The following is a 16410-nucleotide window of genomic DNA, read 5'->3' on the forward strand; positions in this document are numbered from 1 at the left end:
CTCCTAGTCCTCCTCGATCACCTGAATCTCCAGATAATCAAATTCAATCTGTTCAATAAAATTATCCTGATAAAAACGTGCCTTGTCATGTTTCTTAAAGTCTTTGACAGTGGCGTCCAGCCAGATGGGATTGCCAAGGTCCATTTGATAGCAGATCTCTTCAAGACCATGGAAAATCTTATGTGTTCTGGTATCGTCGCTGTCGTCACAGACTACCGTGTCCCGGAGCATGTGGTTGTCTTTCCAGATTTTTCCCCATAAACGAAACATAAATAAATACCTCCGTATTGAAACTGCCGCATCCGGCAGAAGATTCTACTTTAAGTGACCTCCAGTATAGCGGATTTCAAAGGGAAAGTAAAGTTCGGGGCGGATTCCCGTTTTGTACACAAAACAATGCACCGGGCCGCTTCGCTTTTATTGACTAATGTGTAAAAATCCTCTATAATAAACGAAATTGTGAAAAAAAGAATCATTACAGATTGGAGGAACCGAAATGAAACTTTACGATACCGGTGTTTATCTTCAGAACGGCCAGGAAATCATTCCTGAGAACCAGGCGAACCTGCCTGTAGCGAAGGAAGAGGCTGCCAAGAATACCATCGCATATTCTATTCTCAAGGCTCACAATAAATCTGATAACATGGAGAAACTTCAGATCAAATTTGACAAACTGACTTCCCATGATATCACTTTTGTAGGAATTATCCAGACCGCAAGAGCTTCAGGACTTGAGAAATTTCCGGTACCATATGTGCTGACCAACTGCCATAACTCTCTCTGTGCAGTAGGCGGAACCATCAATGAAGATGACCATATGTTTGGACTCACCTGTGCCAAGAAGTACGGCGGAGTTTATGTACCGCCTCATCAGGCAGTTATCCATCAGTTTGCAAGAGAGATGCTTGCAGGCGGCGGAAAGATGATCCTCGGTTCCGACAGCCATACAAGATACGGAGCACTTGGAACCATGGCCATGGGCGAGGGCGGACCGGAGCTTGTTAAACAGCTTCTCTGTCAGACTTATGATATCAACATGCCAGGCGTTGTAGCCATCTACCTGAAAGGCACACCACGCCCGGGTGTAGGACCGCAGGACGTTGCACTGGCTATTATTGGAGAAGTTTTTGCCAACGGCTATGTGAAGAACAAAGTTATGGAGTTCGTAGGACCTGGCGTTGCCAACTTAAGTGCAGATTTCCGTATCGGAATCGACGTTATGACAACAGAGACCACCTGCCTTTCCTCCATCTGGCAGACAGATGCCAAGATCGAGGAGTTCTATGCAATCCACGGAAGACCGGAAGATTACAAAGAACTGAAACCAGGCAATGTTGCATACTATGATGGCTGCGTGGAGATCGACCTTGGCGAGATCAAACCAATGATCGCAATGCCGTTCCACCCAAGCAACACTTATACCATCGACGAGCTGAAAGCAAATCTGGATGACATTCTCGCAGACGTAGAGAAGAGAGCACAGGTCAGCCTGGATGGAAAAATTCCGTTCACATTAAGAGACAAGGTAATCGATGGACAGCTTTATGTGGAGCAGGGAATCATCGCCGGCTGTGCTGGTGGTGGATTCGAGAATATCTGTGCAGCAGCAGACATCCTCAAAGGCAAAAACATCGGCCACGATGCCTTTACATTAAGCGTATATCCGGCAAGTACTCCGATTTATATGGAACTGGCTAAGAACGGTGTTCTTGCAGAACTTATCGGAACAGGCGCAGTTGTGAAGACTGCATTCTGCGGACCATGCTTCGGTGCCGGAGATACACCTGCAAACAATGCGTTCAGTATCCGTCATACAACCAGAAACTTCCCGAACCGTGAAGGTTCCAAGATCCAGAATGGCCAGATTTCTTCGGTTGCACTTATGGATGCACGTTCCATTGCAGCTACAGCAGCAAACAAAGGATTCCTTACTTCTGCTGAGGAGTTTGACGGAAGCTATTCCGAGCATAAATACTACTTCGACAAATCCATCTATGAGAACCGTGTATTTGACAGCAAGGGCGTAGCAGATCCGAGCGTAGAGATCCAGTTTGGCCCGAACATCAAAGACTGGCCGGAGATGGCTGCACTTGCAGACAACCTGATCCTGAAAGTTGTTTCCGAGATTCATGATCCGGTTACCACAACTGACGAGCTGATCCCGTCCGGTGAGACATCCTCTTACCGTTCCAACCCGCTTGGACTTGCAGAGTTCACACTCTCCAGAAAAGACCCGGCTTACGTAGGCCGTGCAAAAGAGATCCAGGCAGCACAGAAGGCAATCCAGGCAGACAACTGTCCGGCAGAGGCTGTTCCGGAACTGAAACCGGTGATCCAGACTATCAACAAGACTTATCCGGATGTAGATAAGACAAATCTTGGCGTAGGAAGCACCATCTTTGCCGTAAAACCAGGTGATGGTTCTGCCAGAGAGCAGGCAGCATCCTGCCAGAAGGTACTTGGCGGCTGGGCAAACATTGCCAATGAATATGCAACCAAGAGATACCGTTCCAACCTGATCAACTGGGGTATGCTTCCATTCCTGATCCCTGCCGGAGACCTTCCGTTTAAGAACGGTGATTACCTGTTCTTCCCTGGAATCCGCAAAGCAGTTGAGGAGAAAGCAGACGTGATCAAGGGCTACACCGTTGACGGTGATTCCCTGAAAGAGTTTGAGGTAACTCTGGGCGAGCTGACAGACGACGAGAGAGAAATCATTCTCAAAGGCTGCCTGATCAACTACAATCGTAAATAAAATACAGAATATTTTCCGAAAGGCCGGCGATGCAGAAATCGTCGGCCTTTTTCGGAAAAAGCAACAAAAAAAAATTAATAAAAATTAAAAAAACTGTGCCTGTGAAAAATTGATGAAACCCCATGAATATGGTATGATAATACATAAAAGTGTAAAATTATGTCAATTTACACACATACATATCAGGTAAAAGAAACGGAGGTGCCTATTATTATTCCTGATGAGAAAAACAAGTCAGAGATTTCCAGTAAAAAAAATCTGAAAAACAGACTCACCACAGGTACAGTTGCCCTTTTGATTGCCCTTCTTGCAGTCGTATCCGCAACGTATGCGTGGTATGTATATAACACAGGCCGTCATACCACAAAAGTCCGTATGGCAGCAGGAGCCGGAGTTAATCTGCAGATCAGCAACTCCTACAGCGGAACCTACGGGTCAGCCGCAGTGCTGGACAGTTTCACCGGAAGACTGAATCCTGTATCCACCAACCGCATCAGCGGCGGCTTTGTAGTTCACAGAATCGGCAGATCCCAGCCCGCAGACGCCGAATACATTTTTGCCATCAGTGACAAAAAGAACCCAAAGGCAGAGTACAACACTGCCAAAGGAAAAGAAGGCGATGTGCTGGACTGCACAAAAGCAGACGGAACAACGGTACCATTTACACCGTATACATCCGATGCATACTGCAATTACAACAAGAACACAGGAGAAGTAGTCCTGAAAAACGGCTCACTTAAGTTATGCACCATATCCGGAAACAGCGGTTCCGCAGGAGAACCTGTACAGATCGATCTTTATATCTGGCTGGAAGGCTGTGATGAAGACTGCACAAACAATCTGGGAAACCAGACCCTGAAGAATCTCTCCGTGTCATTCGCGGGAGTTGTAAAGTAAGGGGGCGAAGTTTTGGATACAGAAGTTAATCAGTTAAAAAAATCTCTTGGAAAAGCCTTTCTGTGGCTGCTCCTTCTTCTGATTGTTGCCACAGGAACAACCTTTGCCTGGTTCAACCTTACCGGAATGCGGCACACCAACGTCACACCAATGGCAGGAACCGTAAGCAAGGGCGGCAGTACACTACTGATTTCCACCAGCGAATCCGGACCTTTTGACAAGACCTGTGAACTGGTTTTAACCGGAAATCCGGAATCCCTGAAACCACTTTCCACAGATCAGCTGGAGCATTTTTTCCGGGCGGTGGCCCAGAACAAAAACGGCATTGCAACCCTTTACACCAATGTGGACAGCGCCGTAAACCAGGATGCTGTTCACGGAACTGTATATCTGCAGTGCCTGAATGCTCTGTGTAAGGTTTACTTCAACCGGGAGGAACTGAAACTTGGAAATGATGCACAGGCCCTGGCAGCCATGAGACTGGGAATGAAAATTACCTCCCATGAGGGAACCAGATCTCTGATCTGGAAACTGGATGAACTGGGAAGCACAGGCAGTGCGGAAACCACTCGTACCATTCCACAGGATTCGGCGGTAGTTTCCGCAGTTTCCGACAGCGGACAGCCCACCTATGTTTCCGATCCCTCCCAGGAAATTTGCCCGGAAAACGGAAAATACAGATTCCAAAGCCGGCGAAAAGAAATACCAGCAGGTTTCTATCGTAGGTTATCTTTCTGGTTTTGAAGTGAAGTCCGGTAATGCCGAAGTTGATACGACTTCGACAGGACTGGGGATTCAGGAGGATGGACAGACATTCAGGTTCAGAATTAAACTTACACAGACTCAGGTAAGAGAGATCATGAATACACCGATACTGGTAGATATCACTTATAAAGTCAAAACAGGGAAAGAGCTGGTTGATATAGGCGGAAAATATGCCAACTACAAGGTAACACTATCCGCTACATTGAAGAATCAGAAAACAAAGACTCTTCTGACGGATGTTTCAGACTATCTGGTCTACACTAATGCCAAGGTATATCGAGGAATTGTAGGGGCAAGCAACTAGCGGAACCAACAGGGACGGAGTTTTCGGCTTTTTCAAACATCTATAATCAAATCCCCGATCAGGAGAAATGTTATTCAGACAAAATTTCCTGACCGGGGATTTTTGTCGAAAAAAACAGGTTGAAGACAGCTGTCGCACATGCATACAGGAAGATAATAGTTGCGTTTGTCAATACACAAGGTGGAAAACTGATTATAGGTGCGGATGAAATTAATAGAAAATAATAAAAAATACAAACAAATAATAAAATAATAACATATAAAACAAATAATAAATGAAAATATTGATATAAAAATACAAAAAATGTATTGACAAAACAAAACAACAGTGTTATTATAAGACCATCAAAAAGAACAAGAGAAAAAACAAAAACAAAAAAATCAGAAATTCATTCAATTCATAGCATAGATGCACATGAAAGGATGAAAAAAAGAAAGGAAAAGGTGATTCCAGTGGGAACATAAACAACCACATCCATCAATATGAGAGTGACAGGAACCGAATTTCCTGCAAGAAAGACCTGATACATATCACATAATGATATCCCTTAAGAAATACATCAGTTTCTCTCATAAGATATAAATAAGAACCTCTTAAATCTTACTTATATTTTAACATCAGTTAAAATGAGAGAAATCAGAAACATAAGGAATTCGGTATTTCAGGTATTATAGAATCGGTAACTCATATTGAACAACTGTCACACACCTGATACAAAGATTTTAGGAAATATGTAAAGAAATATTTCCCGAAAGAGTAAAACCCTCAGCTCACCGGTTCGTTGGAAAGAAGAGATTCCAGGAACAGAAGTGAAGATGAGAACGATACTTTGAAATGCATATCAGATTCATAAGGATATGGATTGAAGCTTTGCATCAGAAGAATATCTGATAGGATATTAATAACAGAAGAAACGGGCAGGAACTTTTTTCAGGATACTTTAGAAGGGCTGCAGAGGAGAAAATCCCAATAGGTCGATTTGAATCAGCAGATCATAAAGTACAGAGATGACAAACGGTTTTGAATTTAAGAAGTTAAGTCCAGAATTGTTTAGGAAACAGAAAAAAGTGTAACCACCGAAATTCTTCAAAAAAAGAAATCGAACCTCGGACAAATCGATTTCAATCCTATAGAACTTTCTAAATAATCGAAAAGATATATTTATATATATCAATCGTTTATGAGCAGGAAATAAAAAAGAAGAGAGAACGTAGAAAAAGAAAAGTGTAAAAAATAGAATAAAGAGAATCGAAATTATTTTATAACCATATAAAATCAGAGATTTCGATTAACAAAAAAATCATATAACCAGAAAACATTATTCAAAAACTAAGAGGAAGAAAAATTGAATAACGAAGAGTGTTGAGACGGTCATCATTTTTGGAAGCTGTTAAAGTAAAAAAAGTGATGACCGTCTCATTGTGCGTTGATTTACCAGTTGCTATCCCAAATATCATCGGTTATACTTCTCTGAGAAAGGAAGAAAGTTGCGAAATTCCATATTCCACCGCATCACAAAAATATCCCGCGGAATATTACACAGGACAGCAACGAAAAGAATCTATGTGGAACAGTCAGATCGAAGAAAACATTTTATATGAAGATAAAGAAATTCTTGTATGCAGAAAACCATCCGGAATGCCGGTACAGGCAGCAGGAATCGGAACTATGGACCTGGAAAGCGCCCTCAAAAATTACCTGGCGCAGAAAGCACCCGGAAAAATGCCATACCTGGCAGTGGTTCACCGCCTTGACCAGCCGGTAGAAGGTGTACTTGTATTTGCAAAAACTCCGGGAGCAGCCGGAAACTTAAGCAAACAGATGATGGCAGGCGGCGCCGGAAAGTATTATCTGGCAGTAACCGAAGGAGTACCAAAAGAGCAGGAGGGAACTCTTATCAGCTATCTGAAAAAGAACGGAAGAGCAAACATGTCTCAGGCAGTACCGGAAAATACACCTGGTGCAAAAAAGGCAATCCTTCATTATAAAGTCCTTGACCAAAAAGAAATAAACGGAAAGAAACGCACGCTTCTGAGAATCAAGCTGGAAACAGGACGTCATCACCAGATCCGGGTACAGCTTTCTCAGGCAGGAATTCCTCTTCTTGGAGATCGGAAATATAATCCTGCCGGTGAAAAAGGAACATCCCTTGGCCTTTGCTCCTGCAGCCTGGAATTCAGGCATCCAAAAACAGGAAAGTCAATGAAATTCCAGACAGAACCTCAGGGAAATGCATTTCTGGATTTTGTGAAAAAACTGTAAAAACTCTGGACGGAAATACGAAAAAGTGTATAATGTAAAAAGCGAGTAACCAAATGTAAGATTTTTGTAAAGTATCAGTTACTGTGGACGGACAGAACAGACAGTGAAGAACAGTAACCAGCGAGGAAGAGGAGATTACAATGAAAAGAGCTGCAGTAGCCTCAGCAGCCTTGTTGGCTGTGGCAACCCTGCTGACAGGCTGCCAGAAGGAAGAAGTAGAGAAGCTTGTTGCACCGCTTGTAGCAGATGTCCAGGAAACCCCTGAAGCACAGGAAATGGAAGAAGAAAAGAATCCTGCAATCCCGGAGATTGACACGACTCTCTCCATAGAATCAGGCGCCAGGATCGCAGTTGTCAGCAAAAGTAAAAAAGGTGAATTCTGGGATAAAGTAAAAGAAGGAATGGAAGCTGCGGTAAAGGATGTAAACACAGCTTATGGTTTCAAAAAAGAAGACCAGATCACAATGACTTTCGAAGGGCCGGATAACGAGGAAGATGTGGAAAGCCAGATCAATACTCTTGATGCAGTAATCGCTGAGAACCCATCAGTTTTATGCCTTTCGGCCGGAGATATGGAATCCTGTCAGGCGCAGCTGGAAGCAGCCAAGGAGAATGGAATTCCGGTAGTTGCTTTTGATTCCAATGTCAGTGACACGAAGCTGATCAGAGCTTTCCGTGGAACGGACAATACACAGATTGGTAAATATGCAGCCTATAAACTTGGAAGTGCCATTGGAAAAATGGGCAATGTAGCAGTTTTTTCCGCACAGGAGAAGACACAGAGCTCTCAGGAACGAGTACAGGGATTTCTCGATAATATTGCCAACTATACAGATATTAAGGTAGTAGAAACCATCTATTCCGATCAGGTTGATGATATGAAAGAAGCCATGAAAGAAGTTCTCGATAAATATCCGGCACTGGACGGAGTTTTCTGCACCAATGCCAATGTTTCCGAGATGTTTCTGGAAGTAAACAAGGATAACGGTGAAAATAAAGTTGCCATGATCGGTGTGGATGCCACCAGCAAGCAGCAGGAAGCAATCAAAAACGGAGAAGAACTTGGCGTTCTTTCCCAGAATCCGTATGCAATGGGATATCAGACCATGTGGGCAGCCATTCAGTCCACTGCACCGAAGAAAGAAACAAAAATTGAAAAGCAGGTTCTGCTTGACCCGGCGTGGATCGATGCAGAGAATCTTGGAAGCGAAGACTACGCAAATTATATGTATAACTGACAGACAGCAACTGCAAATAAAAGCCATTTACCAGATGAAAACGTAAAAAGAGATTTCATCTGGCAGATGGCTTTTTTGTTTTGTGGAACATTTTTTGCGAATAAAAACAAAAAATATGAACAGAATAAACAAATAAAAAGTTTGCGAAAAAATGGTAAAAATATAACGAATTTGACGATTTTTTGACACAAAACAAATATATTTTTCGTTAAATTGCATAATAATCGTTGTTTTAAAAACATAATTGTGATACAATTTGGATATGCAGAGAGGCGGTGATCAGATGATCCAGGAAACGATCAAGGCAGTGAAAGAGGCGGAGGCAAAAGCACAGCAGAAAATAAAAGACGCATCCGTCCGTGCACAGAGTATCATCAGCGAAGCTGAAAAAGAGGCGGAGGAGATTATCAGAAAAGCGGAAACAACCGCAGGCGAACAGGCGGCATCTGATATGAAAGCAGCCGAGGAACGTGCACACAGTACAGAGAACACTGTCATTGGACAGGTAGAGGAGGAGCTTGCAGCTTTGAAAAAGAAAGCGGAGTCGAAGCATGAGCAGGCCATCCAGGCAGTAATGGACAGTTTGTTCTGAGAGGGGGAATGCGAAAATGGCAGTATTGCAGATGCAGCGAATCAGTATCTGCGCTATGAAGAAGAACCGTAAGGCCATATTGGAAGAACTGCAGTCGCTTGGAGTATTGGAGATCGATGCGGCGGAACTGGATCCGGAGCTTAAGACCATGGATACCATGAATGCCAGAATGATCTTCGAAAAGAACGCATCCCTGTGTGATCAGGCAATCGAGATTCTGGATGAATTTTCGAAGGAGAAGGAATCCATGCTGGCATCCCTGGCAGGAAAGCCTCTGATCGGAAGAAAGCAGGAGGAAGAAGCCATCCGGGATCAGGAAGAGATCCTGAAATCAGCCAGAGAAATCCTGGGATATCGGAAGAAACTCACAGAGAACAGCGCAGCGGTAGTTAAGATCGAACAGCAGGAAGCAGCGCTTGCTCCATGGCTGAATCTGGACATCCCCATGAATTCACAGGGAACAGCGAAAACTGCAGTACTTGTGGGAAGTATCGACGGGAATGTAACTCTGGACCAGGTTTACAGTCAGCTGGCGTCGGATGCACCACAGCTGGAAGCTTTTGACATCCAGGAAATCTCAAATGATGCCGGTAAGCTGAGTCTGGTGGTTGTCTGTCTGAAGGCACAGGAACAGGAGATGGAAGAAGCGCTCCGTATGCAGGGATTTGCAAGACCGGCGCAGCTGGTATCAGAGGTTCCGGCACAGGAACTGGAGAATCTTAAGAATGAAGTGGTGCGCATCCAGGAAGAATCCGAACAGATCCGTGAGCAGATCCGTAATCTTCATGACAGGAAGAGATCCCTTCAGCTTGTATCCGATTACTTCCGGATCCGTGCACAGAAATATGAAGTTTTAGGTCAGCTCCGCCAGTCAGAGAGCACTTTTTTTGTGACAGGATATCTTCCGAAGAAACAGGTTCCCGCAATGGAGAAACGGCTTACGGAGAAGTACGATATTGTTTTTGAAGCAGAAGATGCTGATGGAGAAAATGTTCCGGTTGTCCTTCAGAACAGCAGATTCGGAGCGGTAGGAGAAGGAGTTCTGGCAGCGTTTGGTCTTCCCGGAAAGGGAGAGATCGATCCGTCCACCATTATGACAGCCTGTTATGTATTCCTTTTCGGACTGATGTTATCAGATGCGGCCTACGGGCTGATCGTGTTTGCGGTCTGTCTGGGAGTGCTTCTGAAATTCCCCAGAATGGAAAGCGGAATGCAGAAATCCATCCGGCTGTTCATGTACTGTGGACTGTCCACTTTGTTCTGGGGCGTAATGTTTGGCGGATATTTCGGAGATTTCATCGATGTATTCTCAAGAGTATATCTGCATAAACCGGTCACTGTGAAGCCGGTATGGTTTGCACCGTTGAATGAGCCTATGAGACTCCTGGTGTTCTCCATGCTGTTTGGCCTGATCCATATGTTCCTTGGAATGGGACTTAAGGGCTACATGCTGATCCGTGACAAAAAATATCTCGACTTTTTCTGCGATGTAGTGCTCTGGTTCATGCTCCTTATGGGACTGATCCTCATCTTTATCCCGAGCAGCATGTTCCGTTCTATTTCTCAGATGGACTTGAACCTTCCGTCCGCAGTGATACAGGTGGGCAAATGGATGGCCATCATCGGAGCAGTGGGAATTCTCTTCATGTCAGGAAGAGATAAGAAGAATCCGTTCCTCCGGCTGGCGCTTGGAGCTTACGACCTTTATAACATCACAGGATGGGTCAGTGATATCCTTTCCTATTCCAGACTTCTGGCCCTGGGACTTGCCACCGGTGTTATTGCGTCGGTTATGAACCAGATGGGCAGTATGCTGGGAGACAGTATTTTTGGATGGATCGTATTTATTCTTGTATTTGTGATTGGTCATACGTTTAACCTTCTGATCAATCTTCTGGGTGCATACGTGCACACCTGCCGATTACAGTACGTAGAGTTCTTCGGCAAATTCTTTGAGGGCGGAGGAAAAGAGTTCCACCCCTTCCGCGAAAATACAAAATATGTAGATATTAAGGAGGATTAATATTATGAGTGGTATCGTTTGGGCATTATTGGGAGCAGCAATTTCCGTAGCTCTTGCAGGTATAGGTTCCGCTATCGGCGTTGGTACAGCCGGCCGTGCAGCAGCAGGCGTTGTAACAGAAGATCCGGACAAATTTGCCAAGGTTCTGCTTCTTCAGCTTCTTCCTGGTACCCAGGGTATTTACGGACTGCTGGTAGCATTCCTTGCACTTTCCAAGGTCGGAATCCTGGGCGGCGGTGTTGCCGATATTTCTCTGGAAACCGGACTTATGATCTTTGTGGCATGTCTTCCAATCGCCATTGCAGGTCTTCTTTCCGCAATCCATCAGGGAAAAACTTCCGTAGCTTCCATCGGCATCGTAGCCAAGAAGCCGGAGCAGTTCGGTAAAGCTATGCTTTTCCCGGCAATGGTTGAGACATATGCGATTCTGGCTCTTCTGATCTCTATTCTTGCAGTCAGCGGAATTCAGGTTTGATTCATCAGGAGGGGCAGATCATGACAGGATTAGAGAAGATGGTAAGCCAGATTCTTGAAGAAGCCGATGCTTCTGCAGCCGTTATGATCAGTGACGCGGAGAAAAAAGCCGCGGAGATCCTCGGGGAAGCCGGAGAAAAAGCAGATAAGATCCGGCAGCAGAGGGAAGAACAGTCCAGGGCAAAGGTGAAAAGCTATGAAGAGCGGACAGCTTCCGCCGCAGATATGAAGAAACGTACCGCAGTTCTTGCAGCCAAGCAGGAGCTGATCGGAAAGGTAATTGCGGATGCCTGTGACCGTGTGAAGAATCTGGATGAAGGAAAATATTTTGAGATCCTTAAGAGTATGGCAGAAAAATATCTGCTTCCAAGAGAAGGAGAGATCTGTTTTTCAAAGAAGGATCTGGAACGTATGCCGGCGAATTTCCGTGAGGAGATTAAAGGCCTGGCACAGAAAAAAGGCGGCACACTGGAGATTTCCGGTGAAGCCAGAAATATAGACGGAGGTTTTATCCTGGTATACGGCGGTATTGAGGAAAACTGTTCCATTGATGCCATGTTTGCAGAGAAACGGGATGAACTTCTGGATCAGGTAAGAAAGATTTTGTTTGCGTAAAACACCATCGCAAAAAGGAGGGCGTGAAATATGTTTGGTGAAGATTATGCCTATGCGGTGGCGCGGATACGTGTTCTGGAGACCGGACTTCTGAATCAGGCGTCGATCGAGCAGCTTCTGGCATGTCAGGATGAGCAGCAGTGCCTTCAGATCCTTACAGAGAAGGGCTGGGGAAATGGTGATCCTGCGGCTGGTGCGGACGCCATTCTTTCCAGGGAGAGAGAAAAGATCTGGGAGATCATGGATTCGCTGGTAGCGGATCGATCTGTTTTTTTCGTTCTCTCTTATCAGGATCTTTTCCATAACCTGAAAGCGGCTGTGAAGGCCAGCATCCTGGATGGGACAACGCCGAATATTTTTTTCAGCGACTGTGCCATTGACGGGGAGGATATGGTGAAATTCCTGAAGGATAAAGAATATGACCGTTTTCCGGAAGATATGCGGGAAGCGGCGAGAGAAGCCTATGAGACCTTTTTGCACACAAGAGATGGACAGCTTGCGGATATTATCGTAGACCGGGCAGCACTGGATGCCATAAAAAAAGCCGGAGAACGGTCAAAAGAAGAGATCGTCCGGCAGTATGCGGAATCCACGGTAGCAGTAGCAGATATCCGGATCGCAGTCCGTGCCTGCAAAACAGGAAAAAGTTCGGACTTTATGAAAAAAGCCATGGCAGAATGTGACACACTGGATAAGGAGAGACTGATCCACGCGGCAGTAAGCGGAATGGATCAGATCATGGGTTATCTGGCAGAAACGAAATATGGGGACGGAGCTCTGGCACTGGCGGAATCAGCTTCCGCTTTTGAGAGATGGTGTGATAACCAGATCATGGAGACCATCCGCCCTCAGCTGTACAATTCATTTTCACTGGGACCGCTGGTAGCCTATGTGCTTGCCCGTGAAAATGAGATCAAGACGGTGCGGATCATTCTCACCGGAAAGCGCAGCGGCCTTCCGGAAGAGTTTATCCGGGAAAGGGCAAGGGAAATGTATGTATAAGATCGCGGTTTTGGGTGATTATAACAGCATTTACGGGTTCGCGGCGCTTGGACTTGATACCTTTCCGGTGGAGGATCCCACAGAGGGAAAAGAGAAGCTAAACCGTCTGGCAGCCGGTGAATATGCGGTTATTTATATTACGGAACAGCTGGCAGCCCAGCTTTCCGCTGAGATCAGTAAATACAGTGAAGCGCTGATGCCGGCAATCATTCAGATACCGGGAATTGCCGGAAATACAGGCGCAGGAATTGAAAATGTAAAGAAATCTGTGGAGACGGCAGTTGGCTCCGATATTCTTTTCAGCAATGAGTGACAAGAAAGCAGGTGATTGGTTCAGATGAGCAGAGGGACCATTAAGAAGGTAGCAGGACCGCTGGTAATTGCCAAAGGTATGCGAGATGCGAATATGTATGACGTGGTTCGTGTAAGCAGCCAGCGTCTGATCGGTGAGATTATTGAGATGCATGAAGATGAGGCTTCCATACAGGTATATGAGGAGACTTCAGGACTTCGCCCGGGAGAACCGGTAGAGTCTATGGAAGTTCCCCTTTCCGTGGAACTGGGACCTGGCCTTATCACAAGTATTTACGATGGAATCCAGCGTCCGCTGGATGACATTATGAAAGTAGCAGGCAGCAACAACCTGAAACGAGGTGTTGAGGTACCTGCACTGAAGCGGGACAAAAAATGGAATTTCGTCCCGGTTGCGAAAGTGGGAGATGAGCTGGAAGGCGGCGATGTTCTCGGAACTGTTCAGGAGACCATCGTTGTTACACAGAAGATCATGGTACCACCCAATATGAAAGGTACTCTGAAAGAGATCAGATCCGGTGAGTTTACCGTAGATGAGACCGTTGCAGTTCTTTCCACGGCAGACGGAGATAAAGAACTGACACTGATGCAGCACTGGCCGGTACGACGTGGCCGTCCATACAAGAAAAAACTTCCGCCGGCAAAACCTCTGGTAACAGGCCAGCGTGTTATTGATACCATGTTCCCAATCGCCAAGGGTGGTGTGGCAGCAGTTCCCGGCCCGTTCGGAAGCGGCAAGACCGTTATCCAGCATCAGCTTGCAAAATGGGCAGAGGCAGATATCGTAGTTTATATCGGTTGCGGTGAGCGTGGAAATGAGATGACAGACGTTCTGAACGAGTTTCCGGAGTTGAAAGACCCGAAAACCGGACAGTCTCTGATGGAGAGAACCGTTCTGATTGCAAACACCTCAGATATGCCGGTTGCGGCACGTGAGGCTTCTATTTATACAGGTATTACTATTGCGGAGTATTTCCGTGATATGGGTTATTCTGTAGCACTGATGGCAGATTCCACTTCCAGATGGGCCGAGGCTCTCCGTGAGATGTCCGGACGACTGGAGGAGATGCCAGGTGAGGAAGGTTACCCGGCGTATCTGGGTTCCCGTCTTGCACAGTTCTATGAGCGTGCCGGACACGTGATCTGTAATGGAAAAGACGGAAGAGAAGGAGCCCTGACAGCTATCGGTGCCGTATCTCCTCCTGGTGGTGATATTTCCGAGCCGGTTTCCCAGGCAACACTTCGAATCGTGAAGGTATTCTGGGGACTGGATGCAAACCTTGCATACAAACGTCACTTCCCGGCAATCAACTGGCTGACCAGTTATTCCCTGTATCTGGACAGTGTAGGTGGATGGTTTGATGAAAATGTGGCGCCGGACTGGATGGAGCTCCGTCAGAGAATGATGACCCTTCTCCAGGAAGAGGCAGAGTTGGAAGAGATCGTAAAGATGGTAGGTATGGATGCACTTTCTCCGGGCGACCGCCTGAAAATGGAAGCAGCCCGTTCCATCCGCGAGGACTTCCTTCATCAGAACTCTTTCCATGAGATCGATACCTATACATCTCTGGAAAAACAGCACAACATGATGCGCCTGGTACTTGCATTCTATGATGCAGGCCTGGATGCGCTGAAACAGGGTGCAGATATCAATGATATCGTAAAACTGCCGGTACGTGAGCAGATCGGCCGTTACAAATATACAAAAGAAGATCAGCTGGCAGCGGAATATGAGAAGGTAACCCGCCAGCTTGCAGCAGAGACTGCGGAACTTCTGGGAAAGGAGGGCCTGTAAAATGCCAAAAGAATATAGGACCATACAGGAAGTTGCCGGCCCTTTGATGCTGGTACGAGGCGTTGAAGATGTGGCATTTGACGAGCTGGGTGAGATTGAGCTTGCCGATGGCGAAACAAGAAGATGCCGTGTTCTGGAGATTGACGGAAGCAATGCGCTGGTACAGTTGTTTGAGAGTTCCACAGGTATCAACCTTTCCAACAGTAAAGTACGTTTCCTGGGACGAAGCATGGAGCTTGGTGTATCCGGCGATATGCTGGGCCGTGTCTTTGATGGACTGGGCCGCCCCATTGATGATGGCCCGGAGATCCTTCCGGAAGAGAGAAGAGATATCAACGGTCTGCCGATGAATCCGGCAGCCAGAAGTTATCCGGAGGAGTTTATCCAGACCGGTGTATCCGCCATTGACGGACTGAACACCCTGGTACGTGGACAGAAACTTCCGATCTTCTCCGCATCCGGTCTTCCGCATGCACAGCTTGCGGCACAGATCGCAAGACAGGCGAAGGTTCGCGGAAAAGACGAGCAATTCGCCGTTGTATTTGCTGCCATGGGTATCACTTTTGAGGAGTCAAACTTCTTCGTAGAGAGCTTTAAGGAAACTGGGGCTATAGACCGTACTGTTCTTTTTGTAAACCTGGCAAATGACCCGGCTGTTGAGCGTATCGCTACTCCGCGAATGGCACTGACAGCAGCAGAGTATCTTGCCTTCGAAAAAGACATGCACGTTCTTGTAATCCTTACAGATATCACAAACTATGCGGATGCTCTCCGTGAGGTTTCTGCAGCACGTAAAGAGGTTCCGGGCCGTCGTGGATATCCCGGATACATGTATACAGACCTTGCTTCTCTCTACGAGCGTGCAGGTCGTCAGAAAGGAAAAGCAGGAAGTATCACCATGGTTCCGATCCTGACCATGCCTGAGGATGACAAGACCCATCCGATCCCTGACCTTACCGGTTACATCACAGAGGGACAGATCATTCTGAGCCGTGAGCTTTATCGTAAAGGAATCACACCGCCCATTGATGTTCTTCCGTCTCTGTCACGACTGAAAGATAAAGGTATCGGTGAGGGCAAGACAAGAGCAGACCATGCCAACACCATGAACCAGCTGTTTGCCGCATATGCCCGTGGTAAAGAGGCCAAAGAGCTGATGACCATTCTTGGTGAGGCTGCCCTCTCTGACATTGACCTGATCTATGCGAAATTTGCGGATGCTTTTGAGAAGGAATATGTTTCCCAGGGCTATCAGGCAAACCGTGATATCGAGGAAACCCTGGCCATCGGCTGGAAGCTGCTTTCCATTCTTCCGAGAAGCGAGCTGAAACGTATCGATGACAAATTCCTTGACCAGTATTACGGAAAAGTATAAA

15 protein-coding genes are annotated in these 16410 nt (G+C 46.1%); 14 read left to right on the forward strand and 1 reads right to left on the reverse strand.

Annotation, left to right across the window (positions count from 1 at the left end):
• Nucleotides 1–3: 3 nt before the first annotated feature.
• On the reverse strand, nucleotides 4–270 hold the full coding sequence (locus KQI39_RS03775; RefSeq protein ID WP_173762084.1) for a hypothetical protein: 267 nt from the start codon (nucleotides 268–270) through the stop codon (nucleotides 4–6).
• 226 nt (nucleotides 271–496) lie between these two features.
• Here KQI39_RS03775 and KQI39_RS03780 point away from each other — a divergent pair, with 226 nt between their 5' ends.
• The 14 genes from KQI39_RS03780 to KQI39_RS03845 all read left to right on the forward strand — a co-directional run bounded on the left by KQI39_RS03780 (nucleotide 497) and on the right by KQI39_RS03845 (nucleotide 16409).
• The gene (locus KQI39_RS03780; protein WP_216416643.1) at nucleotides 497–2755 is read left to right on the forward strand and encodes a hydratase; all 2259 of its coding nucleotides are present in this window, start codon (nucleotides 497–499) and stop codon (nucleotides 2753–2755) included.
• Between the two features lie 159 nt (nucleotides 2756–2914).
• A complete protein-coding gene (locus tag KQI39_RS03785; protein ID WP_216416645.1) occupies nucleotides 2915–3652 on the forward strand; it encodes a hypothetical protein in 738 nt (245 codons plus the stop codon).
• 12 nt (nucleotides 3653–3664) lie between these two features.
• Entirely contained in the window at nucleotides 3665–4396 is a 732-nt protein-coding gene (locus KQI39_RS03790; RefSeq protein WP_216416649.1) for a hypothetical protein, read from the forward strand.
• A gap of 115 nt (nucleotides 4397–4511) precedes the next feature.
• Nucleotides 4512–4721 (forward strand): hypothetical protein, encoded by a 210-nt coding sequence (locus KQI39_RS03795; protein ID WP_216416651.1) that lies wholly within the window; start codon nucleotides 4512–4514, stop codon nucleotides 4719–4721.
• 1563 nt (nucleotides 4722–6284) lie between these two features.
• On the forward strand, nucleotides 6285–6983 hold the full coding sequence (locus KQI39_RS03800; RefSeq protein ID WP_216416654.1) for an RluA family pseudouridine synthase: 699 nt from the start codon (nucleotides 6285–6287) through the stop codon (nucleotides 6981–6983).
• Between the two features lie 140 nt (nucleotides 6984–7123).
• Complete coding sequence (locus KQI39_RS03805) at nucleotides 7124–8221, forward strand: substrate-binding domain-containing protein (protein WP_216416657.1); 1098 nt, start codon at nucleotides 7124–7126, stop codon at nucleotides 8219–8221.
• A gap of 283 nt (nucleotides 8222–8504) precedes the next feature.
• Nucleotides 8505–8813, forward strand: coding sequence for a hypothetical protein (locus KQI39_RS03810; protein WP_173761974.1), 309 nt, complete (start codon nucleotides 8505–8507; stop codon nucleotides 8811–8813).
• A 16-nt stretch (nucleotides 8814–8829) separates the two neighbouring features.
• The gene (locus KQI39_RS03815) at nucleotides 8830–10836 is read left to right on the forward strand and encodes a V-type ATP synthase subunit I (RefSeq protein ID WP_216416660.1); all 2007 of its coding nucleotides are present in this window, start codon (nucleotides 8830–8832) and stop codon (nucleotides 10834–10836) included.
• 4 nt (nucleotides 10837–10840) lie between these two features.
• Complete coding sequence (locus KQI39_RS03820) at nucleotides 10841–11311, forward strand: V-type ATP synthase subunit K (RefSeq protein ID WP_015526259.1); 471 nt, start codon at nucleotides 10841–10843, stop codon at nucleotides 11309–11311.
• A gap of 20 nt (nucleotides 11312–11331) precedes the next feature.
• Nucleotides 11332–11925, forward strand: a complete 594-nt coding sequence (locus KQI39_RS03825) for a V-type ATP synthase subunit E (RefSeq protein ID WP_021977448.1) — start codon at nucleotides 11332–11334, stop codon at nucleotides 11923–11925.
• Between the two features lie 30 nt (nucleotides 11926–11955).
• Nucleotides 11956–12927 (forward strand): V0D/AC39 family V-type ATPase subunit, encoded by a 972-nt coding sequence (locus tag KQI39_RS03830; protein ID WP_216416663.1) that lies wholly within the window; start codon nucleotides 11956–11958, stop codon nucleotides 12925–12927.
• On the forward strand, nucleotides 12920–13240 hold the full coding sequence (locus tag KQI39_RS03835; protein WP_147602678.1) for a V-type ATP synthase subunit F: 321 nt from the start codon (nucleotides 12920–12922) through the stop codon (nucleotides 13238–13240). The genes KQI39_RS03830 and KQI39_RS03835 overlap by 8 nt, the downstream gene beginning before the upstream one ends.
• 24 nt (nucleotides 13241–13264) lie before the next feature.
• Nucleotides 13265–15034 carry a V-type ATP synthase subunit A gene (locus KQI39_RS03840; RefSeq protein WP_021977445.1) on the forward strand — a complete coding sequence of 590 codons (1770 nt, stop codon included), beginning with the start codon at nucleotides 13265–13267 and terminating at the stop codon, nucleotides 15032–15034.
• 1 nt (nucleotide 15035) lies between these two features.
• Nucleotides 15036–16409 (forward strand): V-type ATP synthase subunit B, encoded by a 1374-nt coding sequence (locus tag KQI39_RS03845; RefSeq protein ID WP_118061791.1) that lies wholly within the window; start codon nucleotides 15036–15038, stop codon nucleotides 16407–16409.
• Nucleotide 16410: the final 1 nt, after the last annotated feature.

It is taken from the genome of Blautia sp. MSJ-36, assembly GCF_018917985.1.
Lineage (GTDB): Bacteria > Bacillota > Clostridia > Lachnospirales > Lachnospiraceae > Blautia_A.

Excerpts from the sequence above, each read along its gene's own strand:
- KQI39_RS03780 (WP_216416643.1), top strand. The coding sequence starts at position 497 with ATGAAACTTTACGATACCGGTGTTTATCTTCAGAACGGCCAGGAAATC.
- KQI39_RS03825 (WP_021977448.1), top strand. The coding sequence starts at position 11,332 with ATGACAGGATTAGAGAAGATGGTAAGCCAGATTCTTGAAGAAGCCGAT.
- KQI39_RS03845 (WP_118061791.1), top strand. The coding sequence starts at position 15,036 with ATGCCAAAAGAATATAGGACCATACAGGAAGTTGCCGGCCCTTTGATG.
- KQI39_RS03840 (WP_021977445.1), top strand. The coding sequence starts at position 13,265 with ATGAGCAGAGGGACCATTAAGAAGGTAGCAGGACCGCTGGTAATTGCC.
- KQI39_RS03830 (WP_216416663.1), top strand. The coding sequence starts at position 11,956 with ATGTTTGGTGAAGATTATGCCTATGCGGTGGCGCGGATACGTGTTCTG.
- KQI39_RS03815 (WP_216416660.1), top strand. The coding sequence starts at position 8,830 with ATGGCAGTATTGCAGATGCAGCGAATCAGTATCTGCGCTATGAAGAAG.
- KQI39_RS03805 (WP_216416657.1), top strand. The coding sequence starts at position 7,124 with ATGAAAAGAGCTGCAGTAGCCTCAGCAGCCTTGTTGGCTGTGGCAACC.
- KQI39_RS03820 (WP_015526259.1), top strand. The coding sequence starts at position 10,841 with ATGAGTGGTATCGTTTGGGCATTATTGGGAGCAGCAATTTCCGTAGCT.
- KQI39_RS03785 (WP_216416645.1), top strand. The coding sequence starts at position 2,915 with ATGTCAATTTACACACATACATATCAGGTAAAAGAAACGGAGGTGCCT.
- KQI39_RS03775 (WP_173762084.1), bottom strand. The coding sequence starts at position 270 with ATGTTTCGTTTATGGGGAAAAATCTGGAAAGACAACCACATGCTCCGG.
- KQI39_RS03835 (WP_147602678.1), top strand. The coding sequence starts at position 12,920 with ATGTATAAGATCGCGGTTTTGGGTGATTATAACAGCATTTACGGGTTC.
- KQI39_RS03795 (WP_216416651.1), top strand. The coding sequence starts at position 4,512 with ATGAATACACCGATACTGGTAGATATCACTTATAAAGTCAAAACAGGG.
- KQI39_RS03810 (WP_173761974.1), top strand. The coding sequence starts at position 8,505 with ATGATCCAGGAAACGATCAAGGCAGTGAAAGAGGCGGAGGCAAAAGCA.
- KQI39_RS03800 (WP_216416654.1), top strand. The coding sequence starts at position 6,285 with ATGTGGAACAGTCAGATCGAAGAAAACATTTTATATGAAGATAAAGAA.